The 22,285-nt window shown below is 48.2% G+C and carries 20 protein-coding genes; 15 read left to right on the top strand and 5 right to left on the bottom strand.

Annotation, left to right across the window (positions count from 1 at the left end; genetic code table 11):
- Window positions 1-26: 26 nt before the first annotated feature.
- The 3 genes from NST47_RS33795 (at window position 27) to NST47_RS33785 (ending at window position 4,640) form a co-directional block, all read left to right on the top strand.
- Window positions 27-968 carry an ABC transporter permease gene (locus tag NST47_RS33795; RefSeq protein ID WP_076229955.1) on the top strand — a complete coding sequence of 314 codons (942 nt, stop codon included), beginning with the start codon at window positions 27-29 and terminating at the stop codon, window positions 966-968.
- 16 nt (window positions 969-984) lie between these two features.
- Window positions 985-1,866, top strand: coding sequence for a carbohydrate ABC transporter permease (locus NST47_RS33790; RefSeq protein ID WP_262687060.1), 882 nt, complete (start codon window positions 985-987; stop codon window positions 1,864-1,866).
- 128 nt (window positions 1,867-1,994) lie between these two features.
- The gene (locus tag NST47_RS33785; RefSeq protein WP_341159035.1) at window positions 1,995-4,640 is read left to right on the top strand and encodes a hypothetical protein; all 2,646 of its coding nucleotides are present in this window, start codon (window positions 1,995-1,997) and stop codon (window positions 4,638-4,640) included.
- A 45-nt stretch (window positions 4,641-4,685) separates the two neighbouring features.
- Here the strand turns inward: NST47_RS33785 and NST47_RS33780 are convergent, their stop codons facing one another.
- Entirely contained in the window at window positions 4,686-5,006 is a 321-nt protein-coding gene (locus NST47_RS33780; RefSeq protein ID WP_341159034.1) for a dehydrogenase, read from the bottom strand.
- A gap of 175 nt (window positions 5,007-5,181) precedes the next feature.
- Between NST47_RS33780 and NST47_RS33775 the strand changes: the two genes are divergently transcribed.
- The 4 genes from NST47_RS33775 (at window position 5,182) to NST47_RS33760 (ending at window position 8,080) form a co-directional block, all read left to right on the top strand.
- A complete protein-coding gene (locus NST47_RS33775; RefSeq protein ID WP_341159033.1) occupies window positions 5,182-5,787 on the top strand; it encodes a DedA family protein in 606 nt (201 codons plus the stop codon).
- A gap of 244 nt (window positions 5,788-6,031) precedes the next feature.
- Window positions 6,032-6,718, top strand: a complete 687-nt coding sequence (locus tag NST47_RS33770; RefSeq protein ID WP_341159032.1) for an SMI1/KNR4 family protein — start codon at window positions 6,032-6,034, stop codon at window positions 6,716-6,718.
- 132 nt (window positions 6,719-6,850) lie between these two features.
- The gene (locus NST47_RS33765; RefSeq protein WP_076229857.1) at window positions 6,851-7,417 is read left to right on the top strand and encodes a thioredoxin family protein; all 567 of its coding nucleotides are present in this window, start codon (window positions 6,851-6,853) and stop codon (window positions 7,415-7,417) included.
- Window positions 7,418-7,429: 12 nt separating this feature from the next.
- Entirely contained in the window at window positions 7,430-8,080 is a 651-nt protein-coding gene (locus NST47_RS33760) for an MBL fold metallo-hydrolase (RefSeq protein ID WP_341159031.1), read from the top strand.
- Between the two features lie 172 nt (window positions 8,081-8,252).
- Here NST47_RS33760 and NST47_RS33755 read toward each other — a convergent pair whose 3' ends face one another.
- Window positions 8,253-8,633, bottom strand: coding sequence for a hypothetical protein (locus NST47_RS33755; RefSeq protein ID WP_341159030.1), 381 nt, complete (start codon window positions 8,631-8,633; stop codon window positions 8,253-8,255).
- Window positions 8,634-8,787: 154 nt separating this feature from the next.
- On the bottom strand, window positions 8,788-11,565 hold the full coding sequence (locus NST47_RS33750; RefSeq protein ID WP_341159029.1) for a glycoside hydrolase family 2 protein: 2,778 nt from the start codon (window positions 11,563-11,565) through the stop codon (window positions 8,788-8,790).
- 133 nt (window positions 11,566-11,698) lie between these two features.
- Here NST47_RS33750 and NST47_RS33745 point away from each other — a divergent pair, with 133 nt between their 5' ends.
- The 4 genes from NST47_RS33745 (at window position 11,699) to NST47_RS33730 (ending at window position 16,755) form a co-directional block, all read left to right on the top strand.
- The gene (locus tag NST47_RS33745) at window positions 11,699-12,631 is read left to right on the top strand and encodes an ArsR/SmtB family transcription factor (protein ID WP_341159028.1); all 933 of its coding nucleotides are present in this window, start codon (window positions 11,699-11,701) and stop codon (window positions 12,629-12,631) included.
- A gap of 143 nt (window positions 12,632-12,774) precedes the next feature.
- Window positions 12,775-13,047 carry a hypothetical protein gene (locus NST47_RS33740; protein WP_341159027.1) on the top strand — a complete coding sequence of 91 codons (273 nt, stop codon included), beginning with the start codon at window positions 12,775-12,777 and terminating at the stop codon, window positions 13,045-13,047.
- 356 nt (window positions 13,048-13,403) lie between these two features.
- Complete coding sequence (gene nfsA / locus NST47_RS33735) at window positions 13,404-14,147, top strand: oxygen-insensitive NADPH nitroreductase (RefSeq protein ID WP_341159026.1); 744 nt, start codon at window positions 13,404-13,406, stop codon at window positions 14,145-14,147.
- 259 nt (window positions 14,148-14,406) lie between these two features.
- On the top strand, window positions 14,407-16,755 hold the full coding sequence (locus NST47_RS33730) for an ice-binding family protein (protein WP_341159025.1): 2,349 nt from the start codon (window positions 14,407-14,409) through the stop codon (window positions 16,753-16,755).
- Between the two features lie 24 nt (window positions 16,756-16,779).
- On the opposite strand, the gene NST47_RS33725 is transcribed toward NST47_RS33730, so the two are convergent.
- On the bottom strand, window positions 16,780-16,959 hold the full coding sequence (locus NST47_RS33725) for a hypothetical protein (protein WP_341159024.1): 180 nt from the start codon (window positions 16,957-16,959) through the stop codon (window positions 16,780-16,782).
- Window positions 16,960-16,972: 13 nt separating this feature from the next.
- Window positions 16,973-18,061, bottom strand: a complete 1,089-nt coding sequence (locus NST47_RS33720) for a citrate synthase/methylcitrate synthase (protein WP_341159023.1) — start codon at window positions 18,059-18,061, stop codon at window positions 16,973-16,975.
- 206 nt (window positions 18,062-18,267) lie between these two features.
- On the opposite strand from NST47_RS33720, the gene NST47_RS33715 reads away from it, so the two are divergent.
- From NST47_RS33715 to NST47_RS33700, 4 genes are all read left to right on the top strand, one after another.
- Window positions 18,268-19,275, top strand: coding sequence for a hydroxyacid dehydrogenase (locus tag NST47_RS33715; RefSeq protein WP_341159022.1), 1,008 nt, complete (start codon window positions 18,268-18,270; stop codon window positions 19,273-19,275).
- An 87-nt stretch (window positions 19,276-19,362) separates the two neighbouring features.
- On the top strand, window positions 19,363-20,133 hold the full coding sequence (locus NST47_RS33710) for a sugar phosphate isomerase/epimerase family protein (RefSeq protein WP_341159021.1): 771 nt from the start codon (window positions 19,363-19,365) through the stop codon (window positions 20,131-20,133).
- 48 nt (window positions 20,134-20,181) lie between these two features.
- Window positions 20,182-20,982, top strand: a complete 801-nt coding sequence (locus tag NST47_RS33705) for an AraC family transcriptional regulator (RefSeq protein WP_341159020.1) — start codon at window positions 20,182-20,184, stop codon at window positions 20,980-20,982.
- A 147-nt stretch (window positions 20,983-21,129) separates the two neighbouring features.
- On the top strand, window positions 21,130-22,281 hold the full coding sequence (locus tag NST47_RS33700) for a Gfo/Idh/MocA family protein (protein WP_076229869.1): 1,152 nt from the start codon (window positions 21,130-21,132) through the stop codon (window positions 22,279-22,281).
- Window positions 22,282-22,285: the final 4 nt, after the last annotated feature.

Below are 22,285 nucleotides of genomic sequence, written 5' to 3'. Positions count from 1 at the left end.
TGCAGGAGCCTAATGCATTGGCCAACATGAAACTTACAAAAAGACGGCAGGTAACCGGATTCTGGCCACGGCTCGGAATTCGGATGCTGCAATACAAATATATGTATTTGCTTGCACTGCCGGGTGTCCTGTATTTTATACTATTCAAATTTGTGCCGATGTGGGGTTTGCTGATTGCCTTCAAGGATTATAATCCGTTCAGCGGATTTTGGGGCAGCCCGTGGGTTGGAGGCAAGCATTTTGAATCGCTGTTCTCAGATAACAATTTTTATATCATGCTGCGCAACACGTTTTCGATTAACCTGATCGGACTGGTGTTCATGTTCCCGCTGCCGATCCTCCTGGCGCTTATGCTGAATGAGGTTAGACACGAAGCCTTCAAGCGGTTTAATCAGTCGATCGTATATTTGCCCCACTTCCTGTCCTGGGTTGTGGTGGCAAGTATGACCTTCTTTATTTTGTCCACCGATGTAGGGATTGTGAACAAGCTGATTACCGGATCAGGTCGCGAAAGTGTGGCCTTTCTAACGAACCCGAACTATTTTTGGGGGATGATCACCGCACAAAATATGTGGAAGGAAGCAGGCTGGGGTACGATCATATTCCTCGCGGCCATGGCCGGCGTCGATCCGCAGCGGTATGAAGCGGCTGTCGTTGACGGTGCCTCACGCTGGCGTCAAATCTGGCATGTGACCCTGCCGGCGATTCGTCCGACCATTATCATTTTGCTGATTTTAAGACTGGGTCATATGGTGGATATCGGCTTTGAGCAGGTGCTGCTGATGCAAAATCCATTGGTGCTGTCCGTTTCCGAGGTATTCGATACGTACGCATATACACACGGGATTTTGAAGGGACAGATCAGTGCGGGCGTAACGGTAGGCATGTTCAAGGGCTTCGTCGGCCTTGTGCTTGTCATGGTATCCAATTATGTTGTCAAAAAACTCGGCCACGAAGGCATTTATTGAGGGGAGGGTACCTGCTATGAGCTTTGTTGCCAGTAAAAAGCTGACGTCGTTCGATTGGGTGAACTATACCCTGCTCGGGATCATCTCGGCCGTGTGCGTGTTTCCGTTTCTGTATGTGTTCAGTGTTTCCTTTACAGATCCGAAGGTGTATGTGCCGCTGCAATTTTATGTATTTCCGGAAAAATGGTCATTAATCTCTTATAAATACATTTTGTCGACCAACAGCTTTCTGAACTCGTTAAAAAGTACAACGTTTATAACCGTGGTCGGCACGGTGCTTAATGTCGTGGTATCGTTCTCACTTGCATACGCGTTAACCAAAAAAGGCATGCCCGGGCGCGGCATCATGCTGAGCGCCGTCATTTTTACGCTGGTTTTTAATGCGGGGATCGTACCCAGCTACATTTTGATTAAGGAATTGGGACTGCTCAATTCGTACTGGTCATTAATCTGGTCGGGCTTAACCAGTGCCTGGAGTCTGATTGTGATCAAAAGCTTTCTGGAATCGCTGCCCTCCGAGCTCGAGGACTCGGCCAGAATCGACGGCTGCACGGACTTGGGGGTATTTTTAAGGATTGTCATTCCGCTTTCGATGCCAGCGATTGCCGCGTTTACGCTGTTCTTTGCAGTCGCCCACTGGAATACTTACTTTAATGCATTGATTTATATTTCCGATTCGAAAAAATGGACGCTGCAGGTACTCGTCAAAACGCTGGTGATCGATTCCGATTCCAACGGGGTCGGTCAGGCGGGGGCTGGCGGCGATGACAGGACGCTACCTCAGGAAACGATTCGAATGGCTGCGATCATGCTGTCGATGGCGCCAATTCTGGTCATCTATCCTTTTTTGCAAAAGCATTTTGCCAAAGGGGTCATGCTTGGTTCGGTTAAGGGGTAACAAATCGGGAAGCTCGATCTATATCGGGCTTCTTCAGCATGGAAGGACAGGCTGAAATTGAAGGTTGGGCGGATATTCAGAGGAAGCACATTTAAGATACCGATAGGATGAGAAGGAGATGTTGATGGATGAAGCAGGGAAAAGACGACAAGTTAACGGTAACCGTAGTTCGCGATACATCGGATGTATTAGCGGTGAGCGAACCGGTGAACTGGGCAGTTGCCCGGTTGGCACACGTGCTGGAGCAGCAAGGCATAGAGCTTGCGGAAACAGCCCTGGACGATCAAGGCCAGATAACCCGGAACGCTACAGCAGACACGCTTCGAATAATGATTGCAGGAAATTTCGATGGCTCGGCCGCTGCCGAGTCGTTCCTGATCCATCAGGAGGCTGCCGAAGCCGAAGGCTCAACAAGCCTGCTGCACATTACGGGTGCCGATGAACGAGGCCTGGTCTATGCAATATTGGAGCTGGCCGACCGTGTCCGCTGCAGTGAAGAGCCACTTGCGGATCTGATCAAAATCGATTCCTACTCGGGTGAGCCTGCCAACGAGATTCGCAGCATCAGCCGATCCTTTTGCAGTGAAATTGAAGATAAGTCGTGGTTTTATGATCAGACCTTCTGGCTGGAATATTTGACGGAGCTGGCTACCCATCGCTTCAACCGATTTCACCTTACACTCGGGATTTCGTATGATTATGGTCATGATCCGAATGTGCAGGATAATTATTTTGGCTTCGTCTACCCGTATTTCCTGGATGTACCGAGCTATCAGGTTCGTGTTCGGGACATGCCGCAGGAGGAAGTGTCACGGAATCTGGAGACGCTGCAGTTTATAAGTCGGGAAGCGAAGCGTCGCGGGATTCATTTTCAGCTGGGGTTGTGGAACCATGCGTATCAAATGGCCGACAGCCCAAATGAGCTGCACATCATTGACGGCGTGGACGAGTCCAATCATGCTGTCTACTGCCGCGACGGATTGCGGCTTCTGCTGGAGTGCTGCCCGGATATTGATGGCGTCACACTACGCACGCATTACGAGGGAGGTATTCCTGAGCCATCCCACGTATTCTGGAAAGAGGTCATGAAAGGCTTGACCGCGTGTGGACGTACGATCGAAATCGATATGCATCCCAAAGGTGTTGACGAGCAAATGCTGGAGGTCGCCTTGGGTACGGGGATGCCAGTGATCGTTTCCCCCAAATTTTGGGCTGAGCATATGGGATTGCCCTATCACCAAGCGGCTATACGTACGAAGGAGCTTCCTGTCGCGACCACGGATCGTGCGGATCTGATGCTGATTACCAACACCTATCGCAGGTTTACCAGATACGGCTATGCGGATTATTTGAATGATAATCGCAGAACCGGTGTGCTTCATCGCATTTGGCCAGGCACACAGCGGGTGCTGCTGTGGGGAGATCCGGCGATGGCTGCAGGATATGGACGCAGCAGCAGCTTTTGTGGAAGCCTCGGTGTGGAGCTATGCGAGCCGATGTCGTTCAAGGCCCGCAAGACCAGCGGGACTTCTGGGGGGCGGGAGCTTTATAAGGAGGAAGCCTTGCAGCTGCCTGGGGAGGAATGGAAAAAGTTCGTGTACACGTATCGTGTGTGGGGCAGGCTCATCTATAATCCCGAAGCTGATTCTGCTGAATGGATGAGGTATTTGCGCCATGAATTCAGGAAGGCAGCACCGGATCTGGAGCAGGCGCTTGCCCATGCCAGCCGTATTCTGCTGCTGTTCACAACAGCGCATTTGCCCTCTGCATCCAACAATTATTACTGGCCGGAAATGTACAATAATCTGGGAATCGTGAATACAGGCAAGCTGTCCGAGAGTGCCTTCGATACACCTGAACCGCATACGTTCGGAGCGGTTAGTCCATTGGATACAGCTATCTTTTATGGAATTAACGAATTTGTTGACGATTATTTGCAGAACAGGCTCCATGGCAAGTACACGCCGCTTGCGGTTGCTGCATGGCTGGAGGAGCTGGCAGAGACGGCAGAACGGCATCTGGCTGCCGCTGATTCACTCATTGGCGACCAGACATTAGCCAATTATCGGCGTTGGTCCGTAGACATCGCTGCTCTGGCCGGACTGGGTCATTTCTTTGCACAGAAGCTGCGGGCAGGCGTATCCTATGCGCTGTTCGAGCAAACAGGTAATGTGCAGCAGCTGCGTGAGGCATTGGGCAGCTACCGCTCCGCCAAAACCGATTGGCAGCACATCATCAACGTGACCCAAGATGTTTATCGTGATGATATTACCTTTGGTTATAAAGCTCATATGAAAGGGCACTGGGCTGATCGTATGTCGGGTATTGAAGAGGATATTGCCGATATGGAGCAGGTATATGCCCAGGCAGCTGCCGCTGATAGCCGTGCACCGTTGTCTAACGAGTCGGCAGCAGCTGTAAGCTTCCCGGATATTTCAGTGCCGCCTCGGCCAATTCTTCACCATGAGCCTCCGCAAGCTACTCCTAAGGGTGAAGCTGTGGAGCTGCGCACGATGCTGGCCGATCAATCTGCCGGACTGCAGATCAGCCTGCTGTACAGACATGTTAACCAGGCGGAGGCCTACGTAACCGTACCCATGTCGAATGAGAACGGAGTGTACAAAGCTGTCATTCCCGGCAGCTATACGGATTCACCCTATCCTGTTTTGTATTACTTTGAACTGACTAATGAACAGGGTGCGGTGTGGCTGGAGCCTGGTTTGGCTGCGAACTTATCCAATCAGCCCTATTATGTGCTTCAATACCAATTCTGAGGCAATCGGTTCGTTTATTGTGATCTGTTGATCAGCAAGCTGGATCTATCCACCGAATGAGTCGCGGAACGCCTTGGACAATACGACAAGGTCTACCTTCCATAGCTCTGCAATCTCTGGAGCCACGTGCTCTTCCCACCAATCGGAGAGCACTCTTCGGTTGCTGCCGTTTGCCACAATCCATGGCAAATTCAAAATTACTTTTTTAAAATAAAGATCGTCAGCCTGCTTCACCAGCTCGGGTCCAATATACTGCCCGAGCTTTTTGCGTGTCCGAAACATCTCGCGATTGCAGGAACGTCTTATTTTGCGTGCGGTGGGATAGTCCTGATCATGTTTGACATTATTATTCAACGGCTTCACCATGAGGCTTCGCTCCTTCCTGTATTAGATTATGCGGAGGAGGCCCCAAGCGAAACTGTGCCTGACATAAAACTGCGATGCAGCATACAAGCTGGTTCGATGGCCCGCAAGTATGTTAGAATGAAAAAGATGATTAGGCGGAGTTATTCCGGAGTAGAGAGGAAGAGGCTGGAAGAGGATGCTAAAAGAATTAATTCATAGCGCTTTAGTATTTATTGAGAGTCTGGGTGTATGGGGGATTTTACTCGGATTGATGCTTGAGGTGATTCCAAGCGAGCTTGTACTGTCCTTTGGCGGATATCTGGTTTCACAAGGAAGGGTATCGTTCTTTTGGGCCATCGTATTTGGAACGATCGGTTGTGTCCTTCAGCAGATTATCCTGTATTGGATCGGGCGGTATGGGGGCAGACCCTTTGTTGAGAAATACGGCAAATATCTGCTGCTTAAGCCGCATTTCATTGACATGGCAGAAAAATGGTTCAACAAATATGGAGCGGGAATGGTGTTCACTGCCAGATTTATCCCGGTTGTACGGCAGGCGATCTCCATTCCCGCAGGTATGGCGCGGATGCCGATGCTGCAATTTATTTTGTACACGATGCTTGGAACGATTCCATGGGCCATTTTATTCGTTTATCTAGGTCGTACACTGGGCTCGAACTGGGAGCAAATCAATGAGATTGCAGCACCGTATATGAGACCTTTGATTATCTCGGGCATTATTCTTATTCTTTTGTATATTATTTTTAAAGTATTAACCCGGAATCGTAAACGCAGCGCTTAAAATAGCGAATACAGCCATTATACGAAATACAGCGAACTGCATTAAGCCTCGTTCTTATTAGAATGGGGTTTTTGTTATGTCAACTTAATCAGATCGTTGCGGCTTATTCGGATTATAGCTGCGAGTTTTAGTTTAATAGTGCTAATAGGAGCTAAACAACATCGGGCGTATTGCGAGAGTGGATAAGCGTGTAGATAAGCATACATAAGACTGAATACGAGTAACCATTATGGAGGTATTTACGATGACATGTACATTTTTCACAAGGCTGCAGGCCTATGTTCCCGATCTTCCGCATAGACTGAATGGACCGGCTGCCCCGGAAGCTATCGACCATTTGGAAGCGGTAACGGGTTATCACTTTCCTGAAGCATTCAAGCAATTTTATGCTATTCATGATGGCGATAAGGGTCTGGGTGGGATTTATATGGGACTTGAAGGCTTGTCAATAGACAATATGCGGATCCATTGGAACCATAATCGATTCTATAGCAGCAATTTGCAGTCCGATGTGATTTCATATGAATCCAACAAAATCAAAGAGGTGTCCTTTCATCCGGATTGGTTTCCGATTGCGCATGACGGTGGAGGTAACTATCTGGGCCTGGACTTTTCACCCGGACCTGAAGGCACTTACGGGCAGTTGATTAATTATGGACGTGACGAGCAACAGCTGTTTGTTATTAGTGAGAGCTTTGAGAATTTTCTGGGCTATATTCTGTCTCAATACGAGAAGAGCAGATGCACAGTGCAGAGGGATGAATTTGTAGGTGATACGTATATTGCCTGGGGCAACAGCGGACATTTTTTTGATGATTTGCCTGAGGCTTTAGTCGCCCCTGCTCCAGTAGTGGGAATCAGAGCCAAGTCTGGGAAAAAAACTGTCGTTATAGATTACGCAGGTGTAGCGATATCGCAAAACCTGTGCTGACGGTTGTCACTTTATGTCATTTGCCGGTCATTTTTTGATTATTCAGGATGTTCTCAAAAGAAGAGTTTGTTTTCGCAGTGGTTTCTCGTTAAAATAAAAAGGATAGCAGCCCATAAGGAGGTTTTAGGAATCATGAGTACAAACCTGGAAAGCAAGCTTCGCACTGGCTTGAAGCCGCAGCAATTTATTGATGGTATGACGAAAAATCAAGAAAAATTTGTGGAGTGGTACGAAGCTTTTACATGGGAAAACGAGGACGATAAGGAATTTTTCGAATCCTTGAACAATCGTGATGACCTGCGCTGCCTCGCATTGATCGCTGATTGGTGCGGTGACGTGGTACGTAACGTGCCAGTCGTGTTCCGCGCACTGGAAATTTCCGGTGTACCGACTGAGGTACTGATCAAGGAAGAGCATCCGGATGTGATGGCGCAATTTTTGACAGGTGGTGGGGAAGCTGTTCCGATTATTATTTTCACCGATTTCAGCGGTCATGTACTTGGGCATTGGGGACCTCGTCCGGCGCATGTACAATCCGTTATGACGCAGTTCAAAAAGGAAAACCCGGATCGTAATGCTGCGGATTATAATGAGAAAATTCAGGTGGCGCGCCAGGAAATGGGTCGTCAGTACGGAGAAGGCACCGGTTATCAAACCGTTATCGTCAAAGAACTGCGCGACCTGCTTTCTTCGTTTTAAGGCGGGCGTTATATGAGCATTGAAGGTTTGAAGATTGAGGCGTTCTCGCTTGGGCCTATTGGGACAAATGCCTACCTGCTTTCGAGACCCATTGAAGGCAAGGCGATAATTATCGATCCCGGCATGAATCCGAAGCCGCTTCTGAAGCGGATTGGCGACTTGCAGCTTGAAGCCATTTTACTTACGCATGCCCATTTTGATCATATCGGCGGTGTCGATGAGATTCGCAAGCTGAAGGGCAGCCCCGTCTATCTGCATGATGCAGAGGCAGACTGGCTGACGAATCCGAAGCTGAATGGATCTACGAAATATCCCGAGCTTGGCGGACCGATCCAGACGGATCCAGCCGAATTTGCATTGGATCAAGGACAGGTATTGAAACTGATCGGTCTGGAGATCAAGGTACTGCATACGCCGGGGCATTCTCCGGGCAGTGTCAGCTTTTTGATCGGCTCTGAATCCGAGGGCTGGTATTTGTTCGGTGGCGATGTGCTGTTCCGTTTGTCGGTTGGGCGTACCGATCTGCCTGGAGGCCGATCGGAGGAGCTGCTCGATTCGATACATGGCAAGCTGTTCAAGCTGCCGGATGAGACCGTGGTATATCCAGGTCATGGTGTAAAGACAACTATTGGTTACGAGCGGGACAATAACCCGCACGTGTAGCACTAGTCGATGGTATAAGCTCTTTCGTTATCGCTTGTATGAGCGGTGATGAAGGAGCTTTTATTTTCACTATTAAACCAAAAGCCAGACGGAAAGCCGAACAAATGAGGAAAATATAAAGGGACTGCCGCTTGGCAGTCCCCTGGTTTCATCAGCTGACTCATCATTGTGGTTAAAGCTCAATTTCTGCAATTTTCATAATATCTGCCAAATCGTCATGAGTTGGCTCCAGCTTATCCGCAGCTTCATCGACTTTGGCTGTGGCTGTTTTCTTAAAGCTATCCAACGCAGCCGTGTCTACACTCACAGCTGCTGATTCCTCAACCAGCCGTTTGAAATAAATTAATTCCAAGAAATAGTCCAAATCGACAACAATGCCGCGGGCCTGTTTATTGTCTGTATTTTGAATCGTGTAGATGTCATTATTTTGCTTGTTTGCATAAGAATCCAATATCTCGGAAAGCTTCTCAGTCCGTGATACCTCGGAAACGTTAATCACGTTCTTCAGAATGGGATCCAGCAAATCCAGTGGAACACCAGTCGGTTTTTCCATTACACAACACTCCTCACCTTTACTTAAACGCTTACATAGCTCATAAGTTCTGTATGCGTCAATGTATCCTGAATACGGGATTCTTCTATTATGCCACTTCCGAAGCAGTCCTTCAAGCGTACTATTCAGGTTATACGGGTGAGATTGTTGGAAATTACTTATAGCGAACGAGAATATCTATCGGATATCTTCCCGCATTGCGTCCATATAGACATAAGCCGCCGGAACCATCAGGCAGATCCGCTGGCACCTCCAGTTTAAGCGTGAACGAGCCCTTGGCGATAATCTCGGGTGTGAGCCGGCTCGGAATCTGGATGTGCTGCAGGTAGCCGTAGGAGCCAGCTTCATCGAGCTTGCGGTCATCAGTCTGATAATGCCACGATAGCACGCCACGACTGTCAGCCGGATCATCTGGAAGCTGCAATTGCTCGATCTGGATGTTGTCGACGTAAACATTAACCCTGCTTGGATGCTTAAGGGCATCGGTCATATAATAGGAATTGGCGTTCATGCCAGGGTCCGCCTTCTTGCCGTGCATATATGAAATATCGATGGAAGGGTCATCGATCAGCTTTTGGTCCTTGTCTAACAGCTGCTTGGCACCGGCTTCAACATACAGATCTAGATCTCCAAATGGATGATCGGCCGTCAGGCTGGAAATATCGATTTCGTATTCAAAATAACCGCCGTTCGTGCCGCTCCCGTTCACTTTGTTATGCTGAAGTGCCTGCCAGGCATAATCCCACTGCTGCTTCGAGAAGCTTGCCGGCTCGACCTGAAGCCATTGACCTTCCAGCTCAAACAGTCCCTGAGCAGTCTGGCTGCGAACATCGAAGGTAATAAAATTACGCGCAATCGAATGGCTTGAGGCACGTGTTGGATCTTTGAGCTCCACGACAAGTACAGCTACCGCATCGTTCTCCGGCATGTACAGCTCAAGCGGATTCAGCACTGTTGTGCCATATTTGCTCCAGCTAATGGCTTCAGTACCTTGGGCTGCTACCTTCTTTTCCCCGAGATGGTCGTACCACAGCTTCCACGATAGCTGCATGTCTTGTCCCTGGTACGTATCAGCGAAGCTGGATACGGAGAGCGGAATGCTGACCTGCTGACCGCTGATAACGGTCGTGCACGGTGGTGCATCGATGACGATAAAGTCGGGCTGGTGGAGATCACGCAAGCTCATGCCTTCACAAAATCCGCCGTAACCGAAATCTTTATCAGTATCATCGATTCGGTAATAACCGTTGAATTCATTCGTTACATCCTTGAACTCGGTGAATATGAAGCCGCATATATTTTCGTGCCTACGGAATTCATTCAACATATATCGATAATGCCAACCGAGGTCGCTGTCACCGGCGCTGCCTTCAATGCCCCACACGGCTCCGCATTCACTGTTCATGAGCGGCGCATCCGATTGCTGATGTCCGTCAATATAATTCCAGGTAGAGCCAGGATAAGTGCTGTTGGCGGCCTCTTCAACATGGTCACGCAGCAATTGGTAGCCATTAAGGTAGAAGTGCCAAGTATTCAAGTCACTTTTCACATGATCATAACGGCATGGAGAGTTATCCTCGATCAATCGTGAGGGGTCGATAACTTTGGCCCACTCATACACCTGCTTGACCCATTCCTGTGTTTCAGGTAGATAGATGGAAGTGACTTTACCTGTGTCCTCTTTGGATTTGTGGAGCAATCCCCAGCTTTCATTAAAAACGACCCAGGAAATGATCGAAGGGTGGTTCCAGTCCCGTTGGATAGTTTCAAGCGCTTCCGGCAGGTAAGCATTTTTGGCTTGTTCGTCGGGAGTTCCCCAGAAGCAAGGCATATCCTCCATAACAAGCATACCGAGTTTGTCCGCCCAGTACAGCTTGCGTGGCTCCTCTGGCTTAATATGAATACGCACAAAATTCAAGCCGAGACGCTTTAAACGATAAATTTCATCACGCATCATATCATCAGTCGGATAGGTAAAGAAGCCTGTTGGATGGAACGATTGATCCAGAGTCCCGTTCAGAAATATCGGTTTGTCGTTAAGTGTGATCCAGCGTGACTTTAAGCCCTCAGGCAGCACAGTACCTATCGTACGAATACCGAAGTAGGTTTGCACACAATCAGCTCCGCCAGTCTGATCAGTATCATGGGTCTCCAGTTTAATCGTACCTTCATACAAATGAGGCTCATTCGGACTCCAAAGCCGAGGCTGCTCCACTTGAAAAACGGTTTCAAAAGCTTGTTCCCCCGGCTGAAGCTGCAGCCTCAACGAGTGGGACACTGTACCCCCGTCAAAGTCAAAGCTTAGTGTGGCTTCTTGCGCAGCGGCAGCCTGAACAACACCCTTCACGGTAACCGTACCGTCCAGCTCGGTAAGGAATTGAACACGGTCTACATATTGCTCCGGCCTTGCTTCGATCCACACTGTCTGCCATAGCCCGCGGATTTCTCCGTAGCCCTGTTTGCCTCTGGTTTGGTAAGCTTCGTCCTGGTCTTCAACGCGAATGACGATCACGTTCTCTTGATCAGACTTCCAGGCGCTGCTGACTTCCAGCTCGAAGGTTCCATAGCCGCCACGATGGCTGCCTACCAGAGTCTGATTCACCCATACCTGACATTCATAATCAACAGCACCGAACCGAAGAAACAAGCGGGAGTTCTTGGCTTCAGGTGTCCAACGGACGGTACGCCGGTACCAAGCGATTCCCTGTACATTCTCGCCAATACCGGACAACGGGGAGGCCCAGGAAAAAGGCACGATTATCGTTCTGTTCAAGGCTCCGGCATACCCATCATGCCAACGTCCAACTAGCCCCTGATTATCGTTGTCAAAACCGAAGTCCCAATCCCCATTCAAATTAAGCCAATCGGTTCGCTGCCAATCTGGTCTTGGATATTCGGGTCTGATAAGTACCTCTTTTGTAAGTGTTGTCACATGTACACAACCTTTCATTGATTATTTGATATACAGAATATACAATGTATATTATATAAACGCAATAAAAATATTTGAATTACACAATGTACATTATGAATTTACAATGTTAAGTAAAAAGGGATGGATGAAAATGGCTGAAGAACAAATCGATACGGTAAGACGTATACCTGCGAATCAAATCCAGGAGGTAGCCAAGGCGCTGTCAGGGGATTTACGGCTGCGTATTTTGGAAGCCTTGGGCGAACGGCCAAAAAGTATTTCGCAGCTGGTTGAGGAGTTGGGTGTCGCCCAGCCCACCGTTTCCATTAATGTGCAAAATCTGGAGCAGGCCGGTCTCATTAGCTCGTCAACAAGTGGCGGCAGCCGTGAGAAGATATGCTCCCGTGTTCTGGATGCGCTCCTGTTCGAGCTGCCGCGGCGACCGGGAGAAGGCTTGCAGCAAATTGAAGAGATTTCGATGCCAATCGGCCTTTATACAGATTGCGCCATTCAGCCGCCCTGTGGGCTGCATGGTATGGAAGGTGCCATCGGCTGTCCGGATGATCCGCGTGCATTCTATATGCCGGAGCGGACCAAGGCCAATTTGCTCTGGTTTAGTGAGGCGGGACATGTAGAATATGTATTTGCCAATCCGCTTCCTGGCGGTGTGCCGCTGCATAAGCTGCTGATCAGCGCTGAGCTCTGCTCGGAGGCAGCTGGCTACAATCAGGAATGGCCGTCGGATATTACGCTGAGCATCAACGGTAAGCAGATCGGCACTTGGACCTGCGAGGGGGATTATGGCGACAGGAAGGGGAAGCTTTCACAGAACCTCCAGTTCGGCTGCACGCAGTACGGCATGCTGACCGAGTGGAGCGTTTCGGAGACGGAGAGCTGTATTAACGGAATCAAGTGCTCGGACATGACGCTTGCCGAGCTTGATCTTCATTACAACCGACCGATCAAGGTAAGGCTGGAGGTTCGTGCGGACGCTGAAAATTGCCGCGGATTGAACCTGTTTGGAGCCGGTTTCGGCGATCATCCGCAGGAGTTGAAGCTGCGGTTTGTCCGGGGTGAATGTTAACACGTATAGACGGTTGTCCGATTAAGGGCAGCCGTCTATTTTTATTCATATAGGTGAATACCGTGTTTCCCATAGGTAAATCTCCATAGACTGATGGTGTGTTCACTAGTAACGCGCCCTACACATTATGGAGGTGTCCCCGAATGGAAAGATATCCAATGTCAATGTCCAACGCACAAATGCCCAACATGCAAATGCCTTATGTATCACCTGCATCCATGAATCCGATGCCGTCCATGCCTGCCAATCAAGCAGCTCCGGTCACAGTGCATGCCAGCTTTGAAGAAATTAACATCTATGAACCCAAAAAGCATCATCATCATCATCATTGCAAGCCAGCTGGAGGAATGTCCTTCGGTGCTATTCTGGTTCTGTATATCCTGCTCGTTATTATTCTTCGTGGCTTTCGCAGATAAATCAGGTAGTGGCCATTTTGAATTTTTGAGGCAGCAATCCAGAGCTGACTCGGCTGCCATTAGCTGACGTGCTGATGTCAATGGCCCTATTAGAAAGGCCCCTTATTCAACACACGCTTTATACAAAGGGGCCTTTCGATGGAGTTTAGGCAGCATTTTACATCGTTATCCCACTTACATAGTGAAGGAAATCACCCTGACCGCAGCTTTGTACGCTACCTGCCGAGTGACAAGCAATCCCGCAGAGCTAACCGGTTGTGGCGACGCCTTTGCCTTGCAATCAACGTGCAACAGCTCCTATAATATTGTATACAAATTGCTGCCTGTGTTACGAACTGACAGGAGGAGAAGATAAGATGAATGAAACCATCAGGCTTTTGACAAGCCATCAATCCATTCGCAAATTTACGAATCAACCGGTTACGCAGGAGCAGCTGGAGACAATCGTTACCGCTGCGCAATGGGCTTCTAGCTCTAGCCATGTACAAGCCTACAGTATCATTCATGTGACAGATGAAGCAATGCGCGGGCAGATCTCTGAGTGGACAGGCAAGCAGCTGCATGTGCGGAACAGTCCGGTTTTCCTCGTATGGTGCGCTGACCTGCACCGTTTGCGTACAGCCTATGAGATTTATGAAAATGCGGATAAGGCTTACTTGGGTACGGCAGAGAATTGGATTGTCGCCACTGTCGATGTTGCCTTGGCAGCCCAAAATGCCGCTATTGCAGCCGAGTCTCTCGGTCTGGGCATCGTGTATATAGGAGGCATTCGTAATCATATTGAAGACGTCTCCAAGCTTCTCCGACTTCCCAAATATACAAGTCCGATTTTTGGCATGTGCATAGGCTACCCGGATCAAGACCCAGGTCAAAAGCCGCGTCTGCCACTGCAAGCCATCCTCCATCACAATACGTATCAGACAGACGACATGCTGGAGCAGATACTGAAATACGATCAAACGATGAAGGATTATATCAGCAAACGAACCGCTGGTAAGCGTAGCGGTACCTGGTCCGAGGATATGAAAAATAAGCTGATGACGCCGACGCGAATGCAGATTAAAGCTTATTTGGAGGCACAGGGATTGGATGTGCAATAGAAGTATAAAGTACGAATAAGAGAACGGTGGGGTGAATGAGCTCTGCCGTTTTTCTGCGTTCACCCCCAATATAAGCTGATACTCAAACAATCAGTGCCGACGGAGAAATTTATGTCGATTCTTAAAGTAAATGAGATAAAAAAGGTTCGAAAGACCTAATACTGGTTAAAGGAGATAGACGGAAGTATGACTATAGCTTCCCGATTTTTGTTAAGTGATGTTTATTTTAAAAAAAGCAAGCAACAGAAGGAGCAGAAACATGACGAACAGATCATTCAAAAAGCTATTTTCATCTTTTTTACTGGTGAGCATGTTAGTATTTTCATTAACTTCAGCAATCGGATCCGCAGCCGTACAATCACCTGTACAATTGACCGACATTGTTGATTCATATGCACAAAAAGAAATTAATAATTTAGTGGATAATGGGATTATCAGTGGGTATGAGGATGGAAGCTTTCAGCCACGTAAAACCATTACCCGCGCCGAGTTATCCAAAATTATCGTGTTGTCGAGTGGATTGAAAGAGAATCCAGAGCAAGCAGCGGCGTTCACGGATGTAGACAAGGATAGCTGGTACCGAGGTTTTGTTGGCGCTTTGGTTGCCTCCAATATTACACAGGGAACCTCAGCTACAACGTTTGCCCCTGAAGCCAAAGTAACGAGAGAAGAGCTTGCGATTTTCTTCATTCGTGCATTAGGCCTTGAGGAAACAACAGGCAAAGTAGCGGTCGATGCCAAGCTATCTGATCTGGCCACAGTATCGAGCTGGGCACAACCATATGTGTCTTTGGCTTTTAAAACAGGCTTCACCTTAGGGATCGATAATCCGGATGGAACGATTAGATTCAGCCCTAAGGATAATTCGGAGAGACAAGCCGTAGCTCGTATGGCATATGAGTTCATGCATAACAAAAACACCTTCATTAATAGAGCGAAGGAGCTTGTGAATAATAGCCCAAAAGTTAGTTCAGTAATAGCAATCAACAATTCAACGATAGAAGTCACCTTTACTTCACCTGTAACTAAAGTGGCGATGAATGATTTCACTTTTGATAATAATTTAGAGACGACGAGAGCTGAATTAAAGGCAGGCACCTCCAATGTAGTTGTATTAACGACAAGTATGCAAACGCTTGGCACGGTTTACAAGCTTATGTATTTGGGAAGTGACACAGGTATTACGGTAATTGGAGCTAATTCCCAAAGCAATGCAGACTCCAGTAGTGGAAATACAGGCAGCGGTAATTCCGACAGTGGAAGCAACGGCAGCGGTAATTCCGGTAGTAACAGCAATGGTAGTGGCAGTGGTGGTGGCAGTAGCAGTGGCAGTGGCTCAGGTAGCGATTCGGATTCTGATGGAGATTCGGTGGTAACTCCCGTAGTTCTTTCCGCTCCAGCGAATTTCACGGCATCTGCTAGTGATACACAGATTCAGTTAGCTTGGTTGTCAGTAACAGGAGCTACTTATTATAATCTGTATCAGTCACTGGATAATTCAACTTATACTAAAATTAGCGGCCCTGCTACTGTGACTACGTCCACTTATAATGTAACCGGGTTAACTAATGGGACAACTTATTATTTCAAAACAACTGCTGCCAACACGGAGACAGTTAGCATGTATTCGAATGTGGCGAGTGCAACGCCAACAGCTACACCGCTAATAGCACCTTCCCAGCCAGTTTTAGCGACAGCTAATGTATTGCCTGAGGTCAACATAACGATCAGCGCTCCCTTAGCTGGAGTTACAGCATGGTTAGCGCCAGCAGGTACAACCACATTTACTCCCTCGACTACGATGACAAGGCTTGTAGGCAATGGGACGGCAGCTATGATTACTGCACCGGCAGCAGCGGGTATTTATAAATTGTTCTTAGTAAATGCAGCAGGCACATCCTTGGCATCTGAAGGCTCCCTGACGGTTAGCATCCCGCCAGTTGGCCCTGCTATAGTAAACCTTGGTACAGCAGGCAATTTTGTAATCTTGTCAAAAGCAGGGATTACCAATGTTCCCACCTCTGCGATTACTGGAGATATAGGGGTCAGCCCGATTGATTGGACGGCTATTACTGGATTCTCGCTTATCGCGGATGCGACTAATGAATTTTCACGTTCGCCACAAATTAATGGCAAAGCATTCGGTGCCAACAACGCGTCTCCGACTCCGAGCAATCTCACTACAGCTATAAGCAATATGGAAACAGCGTTTGTTGATGCCACCGGAAGACCAGCCGATTATTTGGAACTGTATAGTGGAGACATTAGCGGTCGGACACTTGCAGGCGGTATTTACAAATGGAGTACCGATGTGAACATTAATTCCGATGTTACGCTTAATGGTGGAGCCAATGATGTTTGGATTTTCCAATCAGCAGGCAAAATTTCCGAAGCTAGCGGAATTAAAGTTATTCTTACTGGCGGAGCCCAAGCCAAAAATGTGTTTTGGCAGTCAGCAGGTACCGTTTCGATTGGAACGGGAGCACATTTTGAAGGGATTGTATTGAGCAAAACCGATATTACGATGAAAACGAATGCATCCATCAAAGGTCGGTTATTAGCTCAGACTGGAATCACTTTGGATCAAAATACAGTAACAGCGCCATAAGGCTTAACAAATAAATCGATACAGTCATTGATAAACAGCCCTTCCCGTACTTAGGGAGGGCTGTTTTTTGCATTTCTGCGAAAAGGTCGGCACAGCAACAATTTGCAAGCCAAACGAACGGTTAAAATCGGAATAGGGCGTGCTGAATGGTGCGTCGGGGATGACAGGCATAGGGAATTCCAGCCGTTCTCGACGTCCTGTCACTGGGATTAACCTTCTATCCCGGCATCGGCCCTGTATACACCGATTGTGGACGGAAAATCCGATTGACCTGTGCCTGCTCTAGCAGATGGGCTGACCAGCCAACAACTCTGGCTGCCGTGAAGGTGGGAGTAAACAGCTCAGCAGCAAGGGCAATGGCACGCATGATCGATGCGGCGAAAAATTCGACATTGGTATACAAACGCCGTCCCGGCTTGTATTCTTCCAGCAGGGCTATCGCCGTTTTTTCAACATGAATCGCAAGCTCAAACCATGGATCATTGCTGGAGAGAGCTTCGGTTACGTGACGAAGTGCCTCTGCTCTTGGATCTCTGGTTTTGTAAATGCGATGACCGAAGCCCATCAGCCTGTCACCCCGTTCCAATGCCTGACGGATCCAGGCTTCTGCATGCTCTTTATTACCTATTGCATCCAGCATGGCAATCACCTCGGTAGGTGCTCCACCATGAAGCGGCCCCTTCATAGCTCCAACAGCCGCACTTACAGCAGAGGCCATATCCGATTGCGTGGACAGCACGACCCTGGCAGCGAAGGTAGAGGCATTCATCCCATGCTCCATGCCCAATATCAGATAGGCGTTTAGCGCCTTTATGTGAGCTGGCTCAGGCTGTTTGCCAGTCAGCATATATAAATAATTCGCGGTATGACTAAGCCGGCTGTCAGGTTCAATGGGTGCCAGACCGAGCTGGGATCGATAGCTATACGCAATAATTGTAGGAGTAACGGCAGTTAAGCTAATAGCCTGTTCAAGGGTTGGGGGCCAGCTGAATTCTCCTGAAAGCATGGCTATTGCGGTTTGAAGCACGCTCATTATTGGCATTTCCCGGGGAATATTGTCGAGCAGTCTGCGGACGGTCAGGGGCAGCTCTCTGCTGCTCGCAAGACGTGCTGTAAACTGCTGTTTTTCTGAGGCGTCCGGGAGTTTTCCCACCCATAATAAATGTGCAATTTCCTCATATTCGTAATGAACTGCCAACTCCTTAGCCCAATATCCGCGATAGATCAAGTGCCCTTTTTCTCCATCCACATGACCAATATCTGTTTCCGCTGCAACAATTCCATCCAAACCTGTTACTTTTGCCATTCATGTTCACGTCCTTTCAAGATTTATCTTTATTATAAAGCAGTTATGATATAAATGGAATTTATATGTTTTTATATAACATATAAATTATTGTGATCGATATTGGAATTGTGCAAAAAGCTGGAAATTCACTGCTAACGGGTTTATGATGGGCTATAGATAGTAGCTTTCATACAGACGGAATGAACGTCAGGAGGATGCAGGGGATGCAAAAGAAAGCCATATTTTTGGCCGAGCAGGGTAACACCATGATTAATCGGGTATTTGATGGGAATGTTAGGGACAGGCTTAATCAGCAGGTAGAATTGCAGCCCGTATGGATACACCCTGGCAATGCCAAGCTGCACATGGAAGAGCTTGCTGGAGTGGAAATTGCTTTTTCTACATGGGGGCTTCCCTTATTTACAGTGGATGAGCTTCAGGTTTATTTGCCTAATTTAAAAGTTTTATTTTATGCTGCCGGCTCCGTTCAACGCTTTGCAAGAGAATACATGTCACGCAATTGTGCTGTTGTCAGCACTTGGGCTGCTAACGCGGTACCTGTTGCCGAATATACAGCCGCGCAAATTGTGCTCGCCAATAAAGGTTATTTTCAAACAGCACTCCACTGTAAGCGCAATCATGAAGAAGCCAAACAAGTGGCTCAGCTTTATCCAGGTAATTACGCAGCAAGGGTAGGTATTCTCGGCGCTGGCATGATTGGTAAAAAAGTAATCGAGCTGCTAAGGCCCTACCATATTCAGATTGATGTATTCGATCCTTATTTGTCCGATACAGCGGCTGCCGAGCTTGGCGTACGTAAAACCGATTTGCTGGATATTTTTACGAATTGTGATGTCATCTCCAACCATCTGGCTAACCTGCCGGCTACTGTTGGGATACTGAATAAGCAGCATTTTGACAAAATGCAGCCGCATGCGACCTTAATTAATACAGGACGCGGCGCTCAGCTTATAGAGGAGGATTTGATACAAGCTCTTCGCGATGAACCGACCCGGACGGCTGTGCTGGATGTGACTCATCCCGAGCCGGTAAGTCGTGACAGCGCTCTTTTGACATTGGATAATGTGATCCTGACTCCACATATTGCCGGGAGTATGGGCAATGAGGTGGCAAGAATGGGCCACTATGCTGCCGGAGAGTGTGAACGGTATCTCAGTGGCGTTCCCTTGCAATATCAGGTTACACTGAGTATGCTGGAAACCATGGCATGATCAATAACATGCAGACAGCACACCATAAACTGCACAAGACAGGAATCAAACGATAAGCAGCACTATTTGCACATTGGAGGGTGTATTTTGATACAAACAGGACTTTTATCGGTTACTTTTCGTCAGCTGTCCCCGCTTGAAATTATTCAGCTTGTTGCTCAGGCCGGCTTGCAGGCTATCGAATGGGGCGGAGATATTCATGTGCCTCACGGTGATGTGAATCGGGCCAAGGAAGTGAAGGGCTGGACAGAATCAGAAGGAATTGCGATTGCTTCCTACGGCTCCTATTACCGGGTTGGGTGCACGAATAAAGAGGGTTTGACCTTTGATCAGGTTCTGGAATCAGCGGTTGCCTTGCAGGCTCCTGCGATCCGGGTATGGGCAGGGGACCAAGGCTCGGATATATCTGATGATGCCTGGTGGGATAAGGTAATTACCGATGCGGCAGGAATCGCTGATCTGGCGCAGGAAGCGGGGATCACCGTCGATTTTGAATATCATGGAAATACACTGACGGATACACGCGAGACTACGGTTCGTTTACTGGAGGGAATCGGACATCCGAATATACGCTGCAACTGGCAGCCCTCCGTTGCTTTGACCATCGAGCAGAGACAGCAGGATTTACGAGCAGTACTGCCATGGCTAGCCAATGTTCACGTATTTCAGTGGGAGCCGGGTGTGCGTAAGCCTTTGGCGGATGGCTTGGAGGAATGGCGTGATTACGTGAGTATCGTCCGTGAAGCTCCTGGGCATCGTTATGCGATGCTGGAATTTGTCAGTGATAATGATCCGCAGCAATTTTTGGCAGATGCGGTCGTATTGAAACAATTGATAACTGACAGCCTATCGAATTAATACGGAGGATATGCTTTCAGATTATCGGATGGTGAAAGGATTGTGACCATGAGCGGAATTCATCTCTACGAGAGTAAGCATCGGGAAAGCTACGAAGTGAATGTCCATCACCATAGCAATTATCAAATATTGTATGCGATAGAGGGGGAAGGCTCCATTCAACTGGATGGAGTCAAACATGCGGTTGAACAGGAGTGTGCCGCGATTATTTTTCCGCATTCGGATCATGCCGTTTCCTCGGACTCGCATTTGACGCTGCTCGTTATGGAGTTTGATGCTGCACTGATGCAGGATGCTTTTGCATCGAGATGGAAGGCAGATACGATCGATTGCTCCATCCTGCTGCGGCTCAATTCAGTTAGCGGCAACGAGCTGAGACAACTGCTGCGCAAGCTGCTGTTCGAGCAGAAGCAGGAGGACTCGCTCAGCCAATGGGCGATGCAAATTCATCTGCTGGAGGTGCTGCTGCTGCTCGCCCGTGCCAAGCAGAGCTCACAAGTCACCGATGCCAATGGATTGCGGGCCGAACGGATTCGATCCTATATCGATTCCCACTACTTTGAGCCGTTGATGCCAGGTGAGCTTGCCCAAAGGCTCGGCATCAGCTCGCGCCACGCTGCACATATATTCAAAGAACAATACCAGTTGACCCTGCTGCAGTATTTGACGGAGGTGCGGATGAGCACAGCTATGAAGCTGCTTGCAGAATCCGATAAGGATATCGTTTCTATCAGCTTCGAGGTTGGCTACGAATCGCTTCCGACTTTTTATCGTACCTTTAAAAATTACGTTAAGCTTTCCCCCAACAAATATAGGCAGCAGCATCGAAATCCCGTCCAGTCCGTCTGAGCGGGTTTTTGTCGTTGTGCAAAAAAACGCTTCCATATCTGAGAATTTTACTCCAATCTGATAAGACGAACCTACATAGAACAGCTATGCTGTAAAAGTAATCATAACGGAACACAATCATGATGAACGAAAAGGAGCTGCAACTATATGAAAGTACACACAATAGGAATTATTATGAACGGAGTTACAGGAAGAATGGGGACGAATCAGCATCTTGTTCGTTCGATATTAGCTATTCGCCAGCAAGGCGGAGTGACATTGCCTAATGGAGATATTATTATGCCCGATCCGATTCTGGTAGGCAGACAAGAGCATAAAGTCAAAGCATTGGCAGAAAAACATGGCGTTACCCGCTGGAGCACGGATCTGGACGCTTGCCTGGCAGACCCGGCGAATCAAGTGTATTTTGACTCCCAAACGACTGTACACCGCGCCGAAAGCATCAAGAAAGCGATCGCGGCAGGCAAAGACATTTATTGTGAAAAACCTACCGATACAAGTCTGGAAGGTTCCCTGGAGCTTGCTCGTTTGGCGAAGCAGGCTGGTGTTAAAAACGGTGTTGTTCAGGATAAGCTGTTCCTTCCAGGTCTGCTGAAGCTGAAACGTCTGATTGATTCCGGATTTTTCGGGAAAATTTTATCGGTTCGTATGGAGTTCGGTTACTGGGTGTTTGAAGGAGATTGGCAGCCGGGACAACGTCCTTCATGGAACTATCGCAAGGAAGATGGCGGCGGTATTATTGTCGATATGTTTGCTCACTGGCGTTATGTGCTGGACAACCTGTTCGGCAATGTGAAAGCTATTTCTTGCCTGGGTATGACTCATATTCCTGAGCGTGTCGATGAGCAGGGCGAACGTTACACAGCTACAGCGGATGATGCAGCGTATGCCACATTCCTGCTGGAAGGCGACATTGTGGTTCAAGCCAACTCTTCATGGGCTGTACGCGTAGACCGTGATGACCTGTTGACCATTCAAGTAGACGGTACAGAAGGCAGTGCGGTTGCAGGTCTTCGTGATTGCAAGGTACAGCACCGTGTGAATACACCGAAGCCTGTATGGAATCCTGATATTGAAAATCCTTTTGCATTCACAGAGCAATGGGTGGATGTGCCTGCTAACCAAATTTTCGACAATGGCTTCAAGGTCCAATGGGAATTGTTCCTTAAGCATCTTGTTATCGATACTCCATTCCCTTGGGATCTGCTTGAGGGCGCTAAAGGTACACAAATGTCCGACCTTGGACTTCAATCGTGGAAAGAACGGCAATGGGTGGATGTACCAGATTTGAAATTGTAATAGA

Source organism: Paenibacillus sp. FSL H8-0034 (assembly GCF_038000305.1).
In the GTDB taxonomy this organism is placed as follows: Bacteria; Bacillota; Bacilli; order Paenibacillales; family NBRC-103111; genus Paenibacillus_S.
The sequence above is the reverse complement of the archived record's forward strand: the minus strand, read 5'-3'. Positions and strand labels throughout refer to the sequence as shown.